Here is an 18,402-nt window from a genome sequence, read left to right on the forward strand (position 1 = left end):
AGACAACCTATTATAATATAACAGTTATATCACTATCGTATTACCAGGAACACTGTCTTTATTCACTGGAAAATTTTGTGCCAGCTTATTTATTATTTTTTCGTTACTTGCTCTAACCCATTGTTTACTTGCTTCCATCTATGACTTACTTGCTGTCGTGAATGATTTACTTGCTCTAATCCTATATTTACTTGCGGATCATTACCTTTTACTTGCGGAACGGGTAATTTTACCAGAACACACACGAATTCACAGCTTTAATTTATAGAATTGAATACTAATAAAAGGCTATCTATTGTCATCATTACTGATAATAGATAGCCTTCTTTCTTATAGATTATTTAATTCAACTGCAATTTTAGATCCAACACGAGCATTATTATAAACAAGTTCGATATTGGATTCTAAAGATTTACCTTCTGTTAGTTCTTTTACTTTTCCTAACAAGAATGGAGTTACGTCTTTCCCTTTGATACCATTTTCTTCAGCTTCTTGTAGAGCAGTTTGGATAATCGTATTAATGTAAGACTCTTCCAATGAATGTTCAGTAGGAATAGGATTTGCAATTACTGCTCCACCATTTAACCCAAGATCCCACTTAGCTTTCAACATTTCTGCTACTTCTTTTTCATTGTTTAAACGGAAGTTTGCATCAAATTCACTTGTCGTTGTATAAAATGCTGGGAAAGAATCTGTTTGGAAACCTACAACAGGAACACCTTTAGTTTCTAAGTATTCTAAAGTTAAACCAATATCTAAAATAGATTTTGCACCAGCACAAACTACTGCAACATTAGTATTTGATAGTTCTTCTAAATCTGCTGAGATGTCCATAGTCGTTTCTGCGCCTCTATGTACACCGCCAATTCCACCGGTAACAAATAACTTAATTCCAGCCATTTCAGCACAAATCATAGTTGTTGCTACTGTAGTTGCACCAATTTCTTTTGAAGATACAACGTAAGCAAGATCTCTTCTAGAAGTTTTTCTTGCATCTTTACTTGTTCCTAGCGTTTCTAATTCTGCATCGGATAAACCAATTTTAATCTTTCCGTCCATGATAGCGATAGTCGCTGGAACTGCACCATTATCACGCACAATTTGTTCTACTTTTCTAGCAGTTTCAACATTTTGCGGGTATGGCATACCATGAGAGATAATTGTAGATTCTAGCGCAACGATTGCCTTTCCTTCTTGCATTCCTTTTGCTACTTCTTCTGAATAAGTGATATATTGTTTCATTTTTTATTTTCCTCCATCTCATTAGTTAAATTATTTCGAGAAAGCTCAGTTCTTACCGTATCGCTGGAGCGAATAGTTTTACTAGCGTTTACCATGCCTGTTTGTATGGTCGTTGTAATATCCTCACCATTCAACCAAGCATATAAAGTAGCGGAAACAAATGCGTCCCCTGCACCAGTGACATCAATCACATCCTCTACCTTAATTGCTGGAAAATAGGAAGTTTCCATGTCACTACCTGCGTACATTATGCCCTCACTACCCCAGGTTATAACTACATGGGAAATACCCTTCTGCACAAATAATCTTGTTGCTACTTCCCATGATTCTTTATCCTCAATATTTATACCTAAATACATTTCTGCTTCATCTTTGTTTGCGATTAACCATCCAATGCCCTCTAATGAATCAGGCATTCTATCCATTTTAGGTGAGGATACGGGTATTAAAGCAAGTGGTATATTATGCCCAATAGAAACAGTTCGGATGTATTCAATCACTTCTTTCGAGCAGTTCATGTCTATAATTATGAGCTGAGAATTCGTTAAATGTGTTTCATGTTTTTTCAAATAATCTACAGTCAACTGTTCATAGATATCCATATTTGCTAGAGCAAGAAGCATTTCTCCACTTGAATCTAGCACTGCCGAATATGTTCCAGTTGTGTAATTTGGTAGCTTTTCAATGGAAAATAAGTTCATCCAATTATTAGAGGCTTTTTCAATAGCTTCATATTCCATATCTGTTCCAACAACTGATAACAAACGTACAGTTTGTCCTAATCTACCTAAATTTTCCGCAATGTTCCTTGCAACTCCTCCTACACTTTGTATGCTAGATGTAGGGTTAGAAGTACCCATTTGGAGCTTATTGATCACTGTATATTTTCTATCTACATTGGCTCCACCTATGCAAATAATTTCTTTGTTCTCAGGTAAAATATAAGCTCTTCCTGTGATGTTCCCATTTTTTATCAATTGGGAAATAATATTGGCAACTGCCGGTCTAGACATTTTGAGTTCGTTTGCTATTTCCATTTGAGATGCATATGGATTTTCTCGCAGGTACTTTAAAATACTCACTTCTTTTGTATTCATTTGCTTACACCTCTCTTCCTCACTGAACATTTGTTTTAATTATAAACTTTTGTTTTATAAAGTCAAATAAAAACTGACAACCATCTTTTGGTTGCCAGTCTTTATTATTATTCAGGTTGGTCGTTTAAAGTACCATCCTCTAGAACGCGTGGTTGAATCAATACTTCAACTCTTCTATTTTTTGCCCGATCTGCTGGAGTATCATTGGAAGCTACAGGTCTAAATTCACCGTAACCTTTCGCACTAAAATATAGCGGATCTATCGTATTATTTCCTGCTAATATTTTCAGGAAATTCACTGATCGCATTACACTTAGCTCCCAGTTGGAAGAATATTCACTACTAGAGATAGGAATATTATCTGTATGACCAGTGATAACGACATTTCTAGGAGGATCAAATACAAGTAAATCGGATATATCTTCAGCAATTGAACGATACTCACCTTTTACTTCTGCTTCTCCAGTATCAAATAATATACTATCTCTTATCGTAACAAGTAAACCTTCATCGGTTAGTTTAGTAACAAACTGTTTTTCTAGCGCATTTACTGCTATATATTCATCCACACTATCTTGAATTTCGGAGAGTGCTTGCTGGTCTTCCATATATGCAGTGCTCTCTCCATCTTCTCCCTGACCTGAATCATCAGGAGCATCTGGCACTTCCAAAGGAGATGGCTGTTCAAAAATACCGGTTCCACCAGTAAGGACTTCGTTGAACGCTTGAGACATTTGTTCCAATTTTTGTTGATCTACAGAACTAGTAGCAAATAATACGATAAATAAGGCTAATAATAATGTTAAAACATCAGAGTACGGAAGTAGCCAGGCTTCACTTACTTCTTCCTCATGCTTATGTTTTTTATGCTTCTTTGCCAAGGCCAGCCTCCCCGCTTTCATTCAATACTTTTTTACGCTCTGACATAGATAGATAGGAAGCTAATTTTTGTTCAATAACTCGTGGAGAATCTCCTTCTAATACTGAAAGGATACCTTCTAGCATCATTGTCTTTTGTCTGATTTCTTGTTTAGATTTACGTTTTAATTTATTCGCAAATGGATGCCATAAAACGTACCCAGTGAATATCCCTAATAGAGTCGCTACAAAGGCAGCAGAAATTGCATGTGCTAATTTATCAATATCACTCATATCACTTAAGGCAGCTATTAAACCTACTACGGCCCCAAGTACACCAAGTGTGGGAGCATATGTCCCCGCTTGAGTAAAAATTTGAGCACCACCTGAATGTCTTTCCTCTAGTGCGTCAATTTCTTCTGTAAGTACATCTCTAATATAATCTGCATTTTGTCCATCAATTGCTAACGTAAGACCGTTTTTTAAAAATGGGTCTTCTACATCTGTTGACTTACTTTCAAGTGCCAATAATCCTTCTCTTCTTGCTAAATCTGCCCAGCTTGAGAACATTTTAATTACTTCCACATCTGGTACTAGTTTTGTTTCTTTAAAAATAACTCCAAAAATCTTAGGTACTCTTTTTAATTCTGCCATTGGAAATCCAATAACTATTGTAGCAATCGTACCGAAAATGATGATTAAGATTGCTGCCGGATTTAATAATGCACCCAATGTAACACCTTTTAAAACCATCCCAACTAATAATGAAACAAACCCTATTATTAAACCGAATACTGTAGACTTATCCATTCAACTTCCCCCACATTCTATTTCTTTCCTTTATTTCGGCTATATTCATATTTTTTTAATAATAATCTACCGATTGACTATATTAAATTTTCGAATTATGAACAAAATTTAACTTATCGACTAATTTGAATATTGATAATACAAGCGCAAAACTGATACTATGGAGATAATAATAGAAAGGAAGTATCCATATGACATCTTTTAATACAAAATTAGAAAACTATGCTTCTCTTGTTGTAGAAGTAGGAGTGAATATTCAACCAGGACAGAATTTATTTATTGCAGCTTCCACTGATAGCGTTGAATTAGTTCGATTGATTACTAAAAAAGCTTATGTAGCTGGAGCTAAACAAGTATTCGTAGATTTAACAGATGATGAAATCACACGATTACGCTATGAACTTGCACCTGGGGACTCATTTGATTTCTTCCCTTCTTGGAAAGCACAAGAAAAAGAATTGTTAGCAGAAGGCGGAGCTGCATTTATAAGCGTTGTTAGTCAAAGCCCTGACCTTTTAAAAGGAGTGGATTCCTCTAGAATTTCAGCGTTCCAAAAGGCTGCGGGTCAAGCATTAAGCAAATATCGTCAATATGTACAATCGGACAAAATCAGTTGGTCAGTAATAGCATCTCCATCTACAGAATGGGCTAAGAAGGTATTCCCTAAATTACCTGAGGAAGAACAAGTACCTGCCCTTTGGGAAGCAATTTTCCAAGCAGTGCGTGCAGATGTCACAAATCCTACAGAAGCATGGATTGAACATGATAATCTTCTACATACAAAGGTAGATTATCTAAACGAGAAAAATTATAAAAAACTTCATTATACAGCTCCTGGTACAGACTTAACGATTGAATTACCAAAGGGACATCTATGGTGTGGGGCTGGTAGCACAAACGAAAAAGGATTTTCTTTTATGGCTAACATGCCAACTGAGGAAGTATTCTCTGTTCCATTAAAAACAGGTGTTAACGGTTATGTAGCAAGTACTAAACCATTGAGCTACGGCGGGAATATTATTGATAACTTCACTATTACATTTGAACAAGGTTGCATTGTAAAAGTGGAAGCTGAACAAGGTCAAGAGGTGCTTGAGAACTTAGTTGCAACGGACGAAGGGTCACACTATTTAGGTGAAGTAGCACTAGTACCACATGACTCACCAATCTCTAACTCGAATCTATTATTTTATAACACATTATTTGACGAAAACGCTTCTAATCACTTAGCAATCGGTAGTGCATATGCTTTCTGTATAGAAGGCGGCAAGAAAATGAGTCGCGAAGAATTAGCAGAAAATGGCTTAAACGAAAGTATTACACATGTAGATTTCATGATTGGTTCAGAAAAAATGGATATTGACGGTATTAAAGAAGATGGAACTTCAGAGCCAATATTCCGAAATGGAAACTGGGCATTTTAATATTGTTAACTTAAATTCTATATATTTCTAGTTACAATTCTTTCATTTTTACGTTATAATAAGTACAAGAAAACAAGTGAGGTGTTATAAAATGGCTTTATACACAGTTACAGTGCTTGGTTTTACTGCAATTATGGGAATCGTAGGCTATGTAATTTTGCATTACTTTGGAAAAGGTATGAATTCTAAAGATGCATCTACAATAGATCCAAAACCTTTTCAATAACTCATAAAACAACCGTCGAGTAAGCTGACGGTTGTTTTTTTTATTTGTTATCTCTTCTCTTTTTCTTTTCAAATTAACTTCATTTCTATTACATTTAGATGACAAACTATTACTATTCGTTCAATTTATCTCGCTATACTATTTCAAATGACCTAAGATACTCTGAAATATATGTAAACTTCCATTATGTTACAAATGGCAACCTACTATTTATCTATTATAATTACTAAGTATGATTGGAATAGGAGGAAGACAAATGTTTTCAAACTCACATATTGGAATAGATTTAGGTACAGCAAATACATTAGTTTATACAAAAGGCAAAGGCTTATTAATAGATGAACCTACAGTAGTAGCAGTTAATACTAAAACGCGTGAAATCGTAGCTTTCGGTGAAGAAGCAAAAAAAATGATTGGCAAAACACCTACTTCAATCGAGGTAATACGTCCATTACAGGATGGAGTAATTGCTGATTTTGACATTACAACACAACTACTAAAACTTATAATGCAAAAAGCAGGGAAAAAACTTGGTACTTCTTTAAGAAAACCGACTGTAATTGTATGTACACCATCTGGTGCAACTTCTGTAGAAAGAAGAGCTATACAAGATGCTGTAAGACAAAGTGGAGCAAAAGATGTTCAATTAATGGAAGAACCCGTAGCTGCAGCAATCGGTGCAGGTCTTCCAGTAGATGAGCCTGTCGCAAGTATGATTGTAGACATTGGTGGTGGTACGACAGAAGTTGGCATTATTTCTTTTGGTGGAGTAGTAGCGTCCCATACAGTAAAGGCAGCTGGAGATCGTATGGATGAAGCAATTATTCACTTTGTTCGAAAAGAGTACAATGTTATTATTGGAGAAGCCACTGCTGAGAATATCAAAATGACTATAGGACATGCATTGGTTCCTCATGCAGTAGAACAAATGCAAGCTACTGGTAGAGATGTTGTTAGTGGATTACCTAAGACTATTCATTTATCTTCTACTCAGATACAGGGTGTTCTATCTGAATCATTGGAAACTATTTTAGAAGCAATACGCGCAACACTAGAAACCTGCCCTCCTGAGCTTGCAGGAGATATAGTTGACCATGGCGTAATCTTAACTGGTGGTGGAGCATTACTAAAGGATATTTCCGAGTGGTTAACCCAGGTCATTGAAGTACCAGTTCATCTAGCACCTGAGCCATTACAGTCCGTGGTTATAGGGACAGGAAAATCCTTCTTTGTATCAGACCGAAAACAAAAACTAGCAAAATAAAGTGGAACTTTATTCATTGAAATTTGGTTTATTCCTCTTTCGAATAAAGTTATCTCTACTATAAAAGCAAGAGAGTTGTCCACTATGGCGAACAACTCCCTTGCTTTTTACATACTTATAGATTATGTTGCATTCTAATTATTATAAACTTTATAACCGTTCCGCAAGTAAGTAGTATTTAATCAAAAATAAAAGATGGATCTCAGCAAGTAACTTCTTGTGCCGGGCAAGTAAATGTTTAGGAAGGTGTAATAGCTCTTTATATTTAGGAAGCAAGCTGTTTCATGCTCCCCATGCCTCTCCAAGGTAGTCACTATGAGCTCTTGTCGAAAGCCCTTCTCAGCAAAAGTCTCATTTTAGTCAGGTTCAAGTATTAAGTAAAGCAATTATCTTTCATTTCCTATAAAATATAATTACAACCTAAAGGAGGAATACTATGCCAAGCTTACATGAGATTTTAAAATACAATGATCACTTCGTGGAAAATAAACTATACGAACCTTTTTTAACTACCAAGTTTCCAAATAAACGTATTGTTATCTTAACTTGCATGGATACTAGGTTAACAGAAATGCTCCCAAAATCCATGAATTTTAAAAATGGTGATGTAAAAATAGTTAAAAGTGCCGGAGCAATCATTAACCATCCATTTGGTGGAATTATGCGGAGCCTTATCGTAGCTGTTTATGAGTTACAAGCCGATGAAATATATGTAATTGGTCATCATGACTGTGGTATGAGTGCTATACAAACCGATAAAATTATGGATAAAATGATTACTCGAGGAGTAGATCCACGTGTATTAGATATCCTAAATAATTCCGGTGTGAACTTAGAAAAATGGTTAGAAGGTTTTTCTAACGTAGAAAGCAGTGTATTACATAGTGTAGAAATGATTCGAAATCATCCACTTATGCTTCCTGAAATTCCTGTTCACGGACTGATTATTGACCCTGAAACTGGTCGATTAGATTTATTGACAGACGGTAATGTCGACAAAAAATAAATTATTTCCCAGGAAATCGACAGAAATAGTATAAAAAACGGCTTATTCAGTTTTCATGAATAAGCCGTTTTTAAATTTCTCAAGTATACTCTTGCCCTTTCAATGCTCTTCAGTTAAGGATGCATATATATAATGATCTTGCCATTTACCATTGATATAAAGCAGTTTTCGTAGAAGTCCCTCTTGCATGAAACCATTTTTTTCTAAAACTTTAATAGAGCCGTTATTATGCGGAGATACATATGCTTCGATACGATTTAATTGGACGTGCTCAAATCCAAATATTTTTACTAGGTGAACTGCTTCAGAAGCAATCCCTTTTCCAATATAAAGCTCATCCATGGAATATCCAATAAGCCCACTTGAAAATGGCATTCTCTTAATACTGTATAGTGATACACTACCAATCATTCTTTCTGTTTGATGTTCGAAAATACCGAAGCTATATTCTCTTTTTTCCTTCGATAACGTGAGAGATTCACGAATCTTCTCCCGTTGAACAGAAGTTGTGTAATAATCATCCCGATGCAGAGGTTCATAAACGGACCAATACATCTTATTACGATAAGTAAGATCCGCTAAGGCTGGTGCATCTTTCGTATTTAATGTTCGTAAATAGCATGTATCTCCTTCTAGATAAATCAAACACCTTCACCCTTTTGCGTTAGTTAATTGGATAAACTCACTCACATCTTGAATACACAGATCAATACCTTTTAGCCAAAATGCTTCCTGTGTAATGTCTTCATTTAAATGTTTCATCGCTAAATCTTCTACTGACATTACAGCTGTGTCCTGCAATAAAGCAATATATTTTTCCTCAAAGTTTGCGCCTTCGCTTATAGCTTTTGCATAAATACTTAAAGAGAATAGGTAACCAAATGTGTAAGGGAAGTTGTAGAACGGTACTTCCGTAATATAAAAATGCAACTTTGATGCCCAAAAGTGCGGATGTGTTGTATCTAATGCATCACCATATGCTTCTTGTTGGGCTAACTCCATTAATTCATTTAGGCGTGCAGCAGAAACAATTCCATTTTTACGTTCCTCATAAAATCTAGTTTCAAATAAGAACCTAGCATGGATATTCATAAAAAATGCTACACTACGTTGAATTTTATCTTCCAGTAAAGCAATTTTTTCATCATCTGTTTTTGCTTCTTTTACTGCAGCATCCGCTACAATCATTTCGGCAAATGTAGAGGCAGTTTCAGCAACACCCATTGCATATTGACGATTCATCCAGTGTACTGGTCTTAAAGCGTATGAATGGAAGGCGTGACCTAATTCATGAGCTAATGTAGAGACATTGGACATTGATCCACTATACGTCATGAAAATACGTGATTCCTCTGATACAGGCATTCCTGTACAAAATCCTCCCGGACGTTTGTTTGGACGGTCCTCTGCCTCTATCCAACCCTTTTCAAATGCATTTCTTGAAAATGATTCTAATTTCGGTCCAAATTCTTTAAAATGCTTTAATATAAACTCCGCACCTTGTTGATAATCCATTTTCTCTGTAGAAGTACTAACTGGTGCATCTAAGTCATACCAATGCATTTGTTTTTCGCCTAGCATTGCCGATTTTTTATTTAAGTATTCTACGAATGGAGCTTTATTTTTCGAGATAGCACCCCACATTGCATTTAGTGTTTCTTCTTTCATGCGATTAATATGAAGAGGCTCCTCTAAAACTGAATCCCATCCTCTTTTTTCGTAAATTGCAAGACGGAAGCCTGCAATATGATTTAGTGTTTTCGCAAAGAACTCCTCTTTATCTGTCCAAGCAGCTTCTAACGCTTCAAATGACTCTTTACGAATCATTGCATCCTCGTGGGAACTAAGATTATTTGCTTGACCAACCGACATTTCTTTTTGTACACCATCTATAGTAAGTTTAATGCGAATATCACCGACTAGTAAATCATAAAGTTGACCCCATGAATGATAGCCATCCACTCCTAGTGTCGTAATCATGTCTTCCTCTTTTTCAGAGAGCATTCGCTTTGCTTCATCTCTCCATTCATTTAACACAAATGCAAAAGGAGAAAGTTCTGTCGTTTGAAGCAGTTCCTCCCACACAGTTTCCTTCGTTTTACTTAGCACTTGTTGAATGGTTAGCATTTGAGAAGAGAACTTAGCGTATAGCGACCCTACCTCGCCCTGTAACAATGCCGCCTGCTTATCCGTTGTATCCTGTGCTAAAAAACACCCAATTACTGCTCCACCTTCTGATAAATTAGTTGCTATATCTTTTAGCTCATTAACCATTTTCTCGATATTTGAGACATCGGCAATAGATGTTGGTGAATCAAAGTCTTTTAGTTTAGTTTCAAAGCTGCTTAGCTTTTCTTTTACTTTATCCAAATGGCTTCTTAGAGATGGTGAGTTACTTCCCCCTTCAAAAAAGCGATCGAGATCCCAGACAACCGGATAAGTTTGTTCAATCATCTAAATATTCCTCCTATATTGACAATTATTTTAGAATTCTAGTATATCATGTTTTTCTAATACAGATTGTTTGATTTTCGTCACATAACATTCATAATTCTAATTTGTTGTTGCTATATATCAAAGGTATACTTATTAAATAGAAGGAGGCAGCTGAATGTTTAAAATAATCCTTTTAATGTTATTTTTTATATCTACTGTAATTGTTAAACTATTATCTATTTTACTACCCATAAATGGTCAAACTAGTGGCGAGATATTCAACAGACTTCCCGTATTTTTTACTCCAGCAAATTATGTGTTTTACATATGGATTGTTATTTTTATATTATTAGCTTGGTGGATTTGGAACAATATGAAGGATTATAAATCTTCTCGTCCTATTCCTACGAAGCGTATTCTATTATACGGAATAGCCTCTGTGTTATATATTTTGTGTATATTAAGCTGGCATTACGAACTGTTTGGATACGCTTTTGGTTTTCTCACAGTCTTACTAAGCTGCTTGTTTAAATTGTATCTAACCTATCCTTTAGATGATTTAAGCCGAAAAAATCGATTGCCAATTTCCTTCCTTTTAGGTTGGACATTTATCAGTTTCTTCACAAACCTATCTTATCTCCTAACGTTTTATGAATTTGATGGATTTGGTATGACAAAATCACTTTGGGGAGTTATTTTCTTAACCATTGCGACAGCTATAGCTCTTCATTTTCGTTATCATTATTTAGACCGTCTTATGCCAATTGTTTTTATCTGGACTTTCATTGGAGTAGCAATTCACCACAACTTTAGCGAACTACTCCTAACCGCAGCATCCATTTTTCTAAGCTGCGTCCTAATCGTGGGGATTATATTCTTTAAGAAAAGCACAAGACCCCTTTAAAGTTAAAACTTTTTAGGGATGCTTGGTTGTGACAGACCTCACAACTAAGCATCCCTTTTTTTGTTAATATTATGACGTATTGCCTGTCCGCCACTCTCCTAAAACTTCAACACCCACGGAAATCCGCAGTATGTTAATCCATATTCTTAATTTAAAAAAAGCCTTCGAAAAAGTAAATTTCGAAGGCTTTTTGTTTTAGTCTAATTTAGTTAAAAATATAGGAGCACCTTTTGTTACAACAATTGTATGCTCAATCTGTGCTACTAACGATTTATCGGGAGTTACAAATGTCCAACCATCACCAGATTCTACAATATGCTCTGCCTTTGCAGAAATAAACGGCTCTACTGCTAAAACCATTCCTTCTTTTAATATCGTAGGATCCCATGCATCATAATAATTCAAGACATGTTGTGGAGCTTCATGTAACGATTTTCCAATACCATGCCCAGTTAGGTTCATAATAACATGCAAGCCATTATCTTTAGCTTCTCTAGCAACCGCTTTTCCGATTTGGTTTAAACGAGAGCCTGCTTTCACCTTCAACATAGCCCGTTCAAATGCACTCTCTGCCACTGCACATAATTTTTCTTTTTCTTCATATCCCTCACCAACAACAAAAGAAATACCTGTATCTGCAAAATATCCATCACAAGATCCAGACACATCAATATTCACAATATCGCCTTCTTGAATTACGCGAGAACCCGGGATACCATGAGCAACTTCTTCGTTGACGGAGATACAAGTATATCCTGGAAAATCATATTCACCCATTGGTCCAGAAATCGCACCATGCTCTGTAAATAACTTTCCGCCAATCTCATCCAGTTCTTTCGTTGTAATACCAGGTTTAGTTGCAGCCCTCATCACATCTCTTACTTCTGCAACAATACGCCCTATTTTTTTTAATGCCACTAACTCTTCGTCAGTTTGTACAATCATCTTAACAAGATCCCTTCTTCACTAAATGTACTCTAATCATATCATATTTAGTGAGAATTCGGCAGTGCAAGGCGCGGAGCTTTAACAAATAAAATGGAACAAATGAAAGCAGCAATTAAAAATACAGGAATCATATAAGTAGAATTATAGATTAATGAATACAAAATGACGTTTTGATCGCCAGCAAATTCACCAAAGAATAGAATACCTGAAGTCACATGTGCTAAATAACGAAGAAAAGCAGCTATTAATGCTCCTAAGACAACCGCTGTAATCATTTTCACTTTATCTTTTTGTTCAAATGCCTGTAAAAATGCAGGTCTTAAAAACCCAGCGAACCCTGCAACCATAAAGGCGATGAAATAATCAATTGCAACCTGTGCAATAACTATTTCAAATGATAATGGCGCTGCATAAAATCGCCCTGTTACCACTTGTAGCACACCTATTAAAAATCCAGTAGCAAGACCTGCAACTATACCACGACGAAAGGCCATTAAAATAACAGGTACAAGAACGAATGTTACGGAGCCGCCCTGTGGCATTCCAAAGCCAATCATATCTAAAACATATCCTAACGCCGCAAAAATAGCGATTTCCATTAATATTAATACACGTTGATTTTTCATGACAATCCCCTTTTTTTGACCACAAAAAAACGACCCCCGGGATAGACCCAGACATCGCGCGATTGTCAGTTTCCATCCACATCCCTACGCAAGCACTAACTTACAGGTTCAAAGGGTACTATCTCAGCCACTATTGTGGCGCCCCTTGTGGTTTGAATTATTTAGTTCGAATTCATTGTATCTGAATAAAATGCCTAATGCAACCTTATTTGTTTCATTTGTTATACTAATGAAATAAATATATGCAAAAGGGGATGTTCACATGCTTACATTACTAAAAGATCTGGTACGTATCAAAAGTGACACAATCGAAAGTGCAAATAATGCTTTATTATTCTGTGAAAGTTGGCTAGAAGAACGTGGGATTCATACAACTGTCTTACAGCATGAGGGAAAGTTGATGCTAGTAGCAGAAATAGGAATTGGTGATGAATGTATGATTTGGAATGGGCATGTAGATGTTGTTCCAGGTAACCCAGAGCAATTCGAGCCATTTATAGAAGGTGATCTTTTATATGGTCGAGGAACTGCTGATATGAAAGCAGGAGTTGCTGCGATGATGCAAGCTTTTTACGAGCTTTCTAAAGAATCTAAAAGTCTTACTAAAAAAATTCAGCTTCATATTGTAACGGATGAGGAAACCGACGGTAAAACTACCAAGTTTTTAGTTGATCAAGGATATACTGGTGACTTTGTTATATGCGGCGAGCCTACCCACCTCCAAATTGGTTTACAGGCAAAAGGAATTATTCAGTTTGATGTAATACTGAAAGGTAAACCTAGTCATGGTAGCCGTCCATGGGAAGGAAAAAATGCAATTGAGCAAGCTTTTCTGTTTGACCAACAGCTACGCACTCTCTCTTTTTTAACTGCAAGCAATGAGTTCTATGATTATCCTTCCTTAAACTTGGCGAAAATACAAGCAGGTGATCGCTATAACGTTGTTCCCGATGAATGTATAATAAGCTATGATCTTCGCTTTGTTCCTGGCCAGAATATGCAGAGTATTACTTCAGAGATTAAAAAGTTGGCAGAGAAATTCCCTAAAAGTGAATTTAAGATTCAAGCGACTGCACCTGCAGTAACAACGGAAGCCATTAATCCTTTTATCGAACGTATTGCACATGTTACTTCACAGTTCATCGGAAAACCTGCTGTATTATTTGGGCAGCATGGAGCTGCCGATGCTCGCTTCTACGCGGAAGCTGGAGCAGGTGCAATTGAGTTTGGACCAAGTGGAGGGGATTGGCATGGTGTAAAAGAATATGTATCTATTTCCTCTCTGGAAAATTACAAGAATATTTTAGTTTCCTTATTTAAGAAATGAAACATATAGCTGAGTATTTTGTTAAAAATTGAGGAAAGGAGGTTGAATAGACTGGATAACCCTAAAATTTTATCAGCACTTTCTTATTTTAGTGTATTGTTTGCTCCTTTTTTATTGCCTATTATCGTTTATTTTATATCACAAGATTCTAATGTAAAATATCATGCGAAAAAATCATTAATTTCCCACATTATACCTGTAATATTGTTAATAATTTTATTCATTAGTGTTTTTACAAGCTTCACCCCCATTGCATCGGGATTTAATGAACAGCCTTCCCTATGGATGGCTGCCGGACCTTTAATACTTATCGCGATTTACATGCTCGTATATGTAATAGTAATGATTTGGAATATAGTCCAGGGCATTAAAGTTTTACGATAAAGAGAGAGTTTATGTATTGGAGTTTGAGGGTACATAACTATTAATATCGAAAGCCAAGGAGCGATACCGATGAAAGTAAAAAACCTAGTCAAAACAGCAATTAAATTGGCACCAATTGTTTATCCTATTATACGTAAAGTCATAAAATCTAAAAAAAATGTACGTTAAAAAGCTGTCCTCTTTTGATTTGGAGGACAGCTTTTTTAGGTTTGCACAACATTCATCAACTTATTCAAAACATTGGGTAAGGTCCAAATACCATAAGTCATTCAAAATGCTAAATTAATGGCTTCATTTCTGATAAAGAATAGTATTGGTCCATTTCTACTGATCTTGAAACAGGAGATTTCTCTTGTTCTCTAGATGCATTCAAAATTTGTTCAAAAGTAAGCGGATTAGGTGTTGGCAACTCGTTATGTGTAACTACTAATCCATTGTTGTATTGCGAAAAGAATGCATTTGCCATTATACGGTATCCTTCCATCGTTGGATGGACGTCTGCGGGATTTGGTAATAACTTAGTAGCATTTACACCGAATGGTTCTTCCACAGACACATATGTCGCACCATTGACCTCAGACTCTTTTTTTAAAATTGTATGCAATCGGTCTAGCTCTTTTTTTATACCTTCCTTTTGAGATGCTCTCACATGAGGATAGGCAAAATAATAACCCATTACATAAATTTTGGCTTTTGGCGCGATTGCCTGTACCTCTTTAATAATCTGCCCTATATTTTTTCGAACATTATTTAATGCAAAATCAGCATGGAGTTGCTGATAAGCAATAGAACCACTTGATGAATTCACTTGCACCATTTGCAGTAAGTCATTGGCTCCCGCTGATATTGTGACTAATGTAGCGTTTTTCAACGTTTCCTTTGCTTCGTCCGTTTGAACCTTAGTAAGCACATCTGCAGTTGTATAACCTGGGAATGCCAACGCTTTTGAATAAAATGCAAGTTGACCAGTCCTAGTTAGCTTCTGTGCTATTAAATCTGTATAGCCGGTATCTATAGCTCGATTCGGTGTTTGTCCTGCTGCTAGGGAATCTCCAATCGCAATATAAACTTCGGAGCCCTTGGCATCTACTGTGATAGTTCCAAATGAAACAACTAGAATAATTAAAGTACAGACCCATTTTTTCAAGCTGACCAACTCCTTAAAAAGCCCATGCACCTTTTATGAATATAGGCTCCATTGTTCCATCTGCTAGTTCTCCCATAATGTCCATGTCCCCGCTACCTATCATAAAGTCTTCATGTACAATGGATGTGTTAATACCTATTTGTTCTAATTCACTTTGAGTTAAACCACGAGCACCCTCAACACATGTAGGATATGCTTCCCCTATAGCAAAATGGTTAGAGGCATTTTCATCAAATAATGTATTAAAGAATAATACATTTGAAGCGGAAATAGGTGATTTATGTGGCACTAAAGCTATTTCTCCTAAATACTTCGCTCCATCATCTGTTCCAATAAGCTCTTGTAATAGCTTCTCACCAGTTGCAGCTTTTATAGAAGTAATCTTTCCATTTTCAAAAGTTAGAGTAAAATCATCTATTACATTTCCCTGATAGACGAAAGGCTTTGTATTTTTCACATAGCCATTTACTCCTGTTTTAAGTGGTGCAGTATATACTTCTTCTGTTGGCATATTAGCAATGAACGGAACGTTTTGACCATTTTTACTTGCTCCTGACATCCAAATATGTTCTTTCGGAAGTTCAACTTGAATATCTGTTCCTTCTGCTTTATAGTGCAGCTTTTTAAAGCGCTTATCATTTAGTAGAGTTGCTCTACTTTCAAGGTTATCAATATGTTCTTTCCACTTTTGAACTGCTGTTCCTTCTCCGATGCGTACTACCTGGAATATTAACTCCCAAAGTGCTTGCATTTGTTCCTCCGGCTTTAGGTTTGGATATACCTTTGCAGCCCATTTTTCTGAAGGCATTGCAACGATAGACCATGTAATAACATCATTCATCACTGCTTTTCGATAATTCTCTAACGCTTTGCCACTTGCCTTTTGAAAGTTAGATATACGGTCAATCGAAACACCTTCTAATAAGTCTGGGTTATCTGCATCAATCCATAATAATGCACCTTTATTTTCGATTAGTTCATCACGTTGCATAGCAGCCCATTTAGGAAATTCATTGAACGCTTCATCAGGTGCATAATCATAAAATGCACGTGCATTTACTTCATCTGTATAGTTTACGTCAACTCTTTTCGCGCCAGCCTCATATGCTTTTTTCACTATTAATCGTGTAAAATCGATTGTGTCCGTAGTCGTATTTATAAGTAGTGGTTGGTTTGGCTGTATATTCAGACCAACCTTTACTACTAATTCTGCATACTCTTCAAGCTTTTGTTGAAAATCCATCATTATTTCCCCTTTTGACTAATAGTTTTAGACGATCCTTCGATTAATTCACCACGGTACCATACTTTTTGAACTGGTTTTTTAGGAAGCTCTTTTGTCCACTTTTTAAAAGTCTTTTCATCGGCATAAGTTAACAATGTCATAACCTCGCCATCAGCCCCCGCACGACCAGTGCGCCCTGAACGATGTAAATACTGTTCAACTGAATGTGGTACATCTACATGAATAACATGTGTTAGACCAGAAATATCTAAGCCTCTTGCTGCCACATCAGTAGCGATTAGTAAACTCACCTTACCGCTTTTAAAATCATCCAATGCTTTCTTTCGTTCATCCTTTTTCATTTCTGAATGAAGAGACACAATCGGTGCATCTCTGTATGCAAGTTTAGCGTCTTTCATTAAAAGCTGATCTAGACTATTTACAAATGCAAGGCCACGCATCCCTTTTAAATAAGAAATCTTGCGCAGTAACTCGGTTTTATCGCGAGGTTCAGTCTTCACGAAGCTGTGGACAACTTCACCTTGCGAAGGAATGTCCTCTGCGGATACTTGAATGCGAACTGGATTCTTCATCATACGTTCTGCAACTAATTCTATTTCTTCCGTAATAGTTGCAGAAGTCACAATCAGCTGACTTTCAACTGTTGCATCGACTAAGCTTTTAACAGTTGTACGATGCTCTCTACTTAAAAGTTGGTCCCCTTCGTCTAAAACAACGATGTTTATTTCATGCATTTTTAGTTTTTTAGTTTTTACTAGCTCTTGTAATCTGCCAGGAGTTCCGACAACAATTGTCGGCTTCTTTTTAAGAACATCAATCTGTCTATTAATATTTGCTCCTCCAATTAATTGAGCAACTGAGATATTAGTATCTTTAACCCATTCACGGAATACCTCCACAATTTGCATACCAAGTTCTTGAGAAGGAATGATTACCATTGCTTGTATTTGTTTCTTGGCAGGATCAACTTTCTGCAAGATTGGAAGCACATAAGCTAGTGTTTTCCCAGTTCCTGTTGGTGATTCTGCAACTACGTCAGAGCCGTCCAAGAAATGTGGAATTAGTTTAGATTGTATAGGCATTGGAGATGTAAAATTTGCATCCTGCCATTTTTTCTGTAATGTCTCGTTTAAATTAGTTATAAAAGTCAATTTTGTTTCCACCTTATCCGTATTTAAGTCAAGTGTACCATATTTTTTATATCGACTATTGTTTATAGATAATACATTGGACTTACTTTTTTTCTCAAAAAAAGTGCCCTTTAAAAAAGGCACTTATCTTCTTTCATCTTCAGTTGTATGTTCTTTCATTAATTCATAAAAATTTAACTCATATAGTTGTCTTCCATCAATTTTAAATATACCTTTGTTTACAAACTCTTCAATAATTTCATCCCGTTTTTGCTCTGTTTTTGATTCTCTAATTTTCATCATACTGAATGTCTCCTTACAATGTTA

At 36.1% G+C, this 18,402-nt stretch carries 19 protein-coding genes and 1 riboswitch; of the genes, 7 read left to right on the forward strand and 12 right to left on the reverse strand.

Annotated features, from left to right (window positions below):
* Positions 1–330: 330 nt before the first annotated feature.
* From ACQCPR_RS15425 to motA, 4 genes are all read right to left on the reverse strand, one after another.
* Positions 331–1,242 (reverse strand): pseudouridine-5'-phosphate glycosidase, encoded by a 912-nt coding sequence (locus ACQCPR_RS15425; RefSeq protein ID WP_090568401.1) that lies wholly within the window; start codon positions 1,240–1,242, stop codon positions 331–333.
* Positions 1,239–2,339, reverse strand: coding sequence for a carbohydrate kinase (locus tag ACQCPR_RS15430; protein ID WP_090568398.1), 1,101 nt, complete (start codon positions 2,337–2,339; stop codon positions 1,239–1,241). The genes ACQCPR_RS15425 and ACQCPR_RS15430 overlap by 4 nt, the downstream gene beginning before the upstream one ends.
* 107 nt (positions 2,340–2,446) lie before the next feature.
* Positions 2,447–3,220, reverse strand: a complete 774-nt coding sequence (gene motB / locus ACQCPR_RS15435; protein ID WP_090568395.1) for a flagellar motor protein MotB — start codon at positions 3,218–3,220, stop codon at positions 2,447–2,449.
* Positions 3,204–4,007 (reverse strand): flagellar motor stator protein MotA, encoded by an 804-nt coding sequence (gene motA / locus ACQCPR_RS15440; RefSeq protein ID WP_269922350.1) that lies wholly within the window; start codon positions 4,005–4,007, stop codon positions 3,204–3,206. The genes motB and motA overlap by 17 nt, the downstream gene beginning before the upstream one ends.
* A 191-nt stretch (positions 4,008–4,198) precedes the next feature.
* On the opposite strand from motA, the gene ACQCPR_RS15445 reads away from it, so the two are divergent.
* From ACQCPR_RS15445 to ACQCPR_RS15460, 4 genes are all read left to right on the forward strand, one after another.
* Positions 4,199–5,431 (forward strand): aminopeptidase, encoded by a 1,233-nt coding sequence (locus ACQCPR_RS15445; protein WP_427137454.1) that lies wholly within the window; start codon positions 4,199–4,201, stop codon positions 5,429–5,431.
* A gap of 91 nt (positions 5,432–5,522) precedes the next feature.
* Positions 5,523–5,657 (forward strand): hypothetical protein, encoded by a 135-nt coding sequence (locus ACQCPR_RS15450; protein ID WP_269915757.1) that lies wholly within the window; start codon positions 5,523–5,525, stop codon positions 5,655–5,657.
* A gap of 256 nt (positions 5,658–5,913) precedes the next feature.
* The gene (gene mreBH / locus ACQCPR_RS15455; protein ID WP_090568387.1) at positions 5,914–6,921 is read left to right on the forward strand and encodes a rod-share determining protein MreBH; all 1,008 of its coding nucleotides are present in this window, start codon (positions 5,914–5,916) and stop codon (positions 6,919–6,921) included.
* Positions 6,922–7,357: 436 nt separating this feature from the next.
* Positions 7,358–7,927: a beta-class carbonic anhydrase gene (locus ACQCPR_RS15460; protein ID WP_090568385.1), complete on the forward strand. Its 570-nt coding sequence runs from the start codon at positions 7,358–7,360 to the stop codon at positions 7,925–7,927.
* 99 nt (positions 7,928–8,026) lie between these two features.
* Here ACQCPR_RS15460 and ACQCPR_RS15465 read toward each other — a convergent pair whose 3' ends face one another.
* Positions 8,027–8,572 carry a GNAT family N-acetyltransferase gene (locus ACQCPR_RS15465; RefSeq protein ID WP_090568382.1) on the reverse strand — a complete coding sequence of 182 codons (546 nt, stop codon included), beginning with the start codon at positions 8,570–8,572 and terminating at the stop codon, positions 8,027–8,029.
* A gap of 6 nt (positions 8,573–8,578) precedes the next feature.
* Positions 8,579–10,381 (reverse strand): M3 family oligoendopeptidase, encoded by a 1,803-nt coding sequence (locus tag ACQCPR_RS15470; RefSeq protein WP_340930538.1) that lies wholly within the window; start codon positions 10,379–10,381, stop codon positions 8,579–8,581.
* Between the two features lie 157 nt (positions 10,382–10,538).
* Here ACQCPR_RS15470 and ACQCPR_RS15475 point away from each other — a divergent pair, with 157 nt between their 5' ends.
* The gene (locus ACQCPR_RS15475; protein ID WP_340930540.1) at positions 10,539–11,267 is read left to right on the forward strand and encodes a tryptophan-rich sensory protein; all 729 of its coding nucleotides are present in this window, start codon (positions 10,539–10,541) and stop codon (positions 11,265–11,267) included.
* A gap of 195 nt (positions 11,268–11,462) precedes the next feature.
* Here ACQCPR_RS15475 and map read toward each other — a convergent pair whose 3' ends face one another.
* Together map and thiT are read right to left on the reverse strand one after the other, a co-directional pair.
* Entirely contained in the window at positions 11,463–12,212 is a 750-nt protein-coding gene (map, locus tag ACQCPR_RS15480; protein WP_427137455.1) for a type I methionyl aminopeptidase, read from the reverse strand.
* A gap of 47 nt (positions 12,213–12,259) precedes the next feature.
* The gene (thiT, locus tag ACQCPR_RS15485; RefSeq protein ID WP_090568369.1) at positions 12,260–12,841 is read right to left on the reverse strand and encodes an energy-coupled thiamine transporter ThiT; all 582 of its coding nucleotides are present in this window, start codon (positions 12,839–12,841) and stop codon (positions 12,260–12,262) included.
* A 64-nt stretch (positions 12,842–12,905) separates the two neighbouring features.
* A riboswitch (TPP riboswitch) is annotated at positions 12,906–12,997 on the reverse strand.
* Between the two features lie 106 nt (positions 12,998–13,103).
* Between thiT and ACQCPR_RS15490 the strand changes: the two genes are divergently transcribed.
* Both ACQCPR_RS15490 and ACQCPR_RS15495 read left to right on the forward strand, forming a co-directional pair.
* Entirely contained in the window at positions 13,104–14,168 is a 1,065-nt protein-coding gene (locus tag ACQCPR_RS15490) for a M20 family metallopeptidase (RefSeq protein WP_340930543.1), read from the forward strand.
* A 42-nt stretch (positions 14,169–14,210) separates the two neighbouring features.
* The gene (locus ACQCPR_RS15495) at positions 14,211–14,552 is read left to right on the forward strand and encodes a DUF4870 domain-containing protein (protein ID WP_340930545.1); all 342 of its coding nucleotides are present in this window, start codon (positions 14,211–14,213) and stop codon (positions 14,550–14,552) included.
* Between the two features lie 277 nt (positions 14,553–14,829).
* Here ACQCPR_RS15495 and ACQCPR_RS15500 read toward each other — a convergent pair whose 3' ends face one another.
* The 4 genes from ACQCPR_RS15500 to ACQCPR_RS15515 all read right to left on the reverse strand — a co-directional run bounded on the left by ACQCPR_RS15500 (position 14,830) and on the right by ACQCPR_RS15515 (position 18,378).
* Positions 14,830–15,699, reverse strand: a complete 870-nt coding sequence (locus ACQCPR_RS15500) for an SGNH/GDSL hydrolase family protein (RefSeq protein ID WP_340930546.1) — start codon at positions 15,697–15,699, stop codon at positions 14,830–14,832.
* 13 nt (positions 15,700–15,712) lie between these two features.
* Positions 15,713–16,942: an aminopeptidase gene (locus ACQCPR_RS15505; RefSeq protein ID WP_427137456.1), complete on the reverse strand. Its 1,230-nt coding sequence runs from the start codon at positions 16,940–16,942 to the stop codon at positions 15,713–15,715.
* A gap of 2 nt (positions 16,943–16,944) precedes the next feature.
* Positions 16,945–18,096, reverse strand: coding sequence for a DEAD/DEAH box helicase (locus ACQCPR_RS15510; protein ID WP_090568361.1), 1,152 nt, complete (start codon positions 18,094–18,096; stop codon positions 16,945–16,947).
* A 123-nt stretch (positions 18,097–18,219) separates the two neighbouring features.
* Complete coding sequence (locus tag ACQCPR_RS15515) at positions 18,220–18,378, reverse strand: Fur-regulated basic protein FbpA (RefSeq protein WP_090568357.1); 159 nt, start codon at positions 18,376–18,378, stop codon at positions 18,220–18,222.
* Between the last annotated feature and the right edge of the window lie 24 nt (positions 18,379–18,402).

Origin of the sequence: Psychrobacillus psychrodurans, assembly GCF_050209195.1 — a bacterium.
Lineage (GTDB): Bacteria > Bacillota > Bacilli > Bacillales_A > Planococcaceae > Psychrobacillus > Psychrobacillus psychrodurans.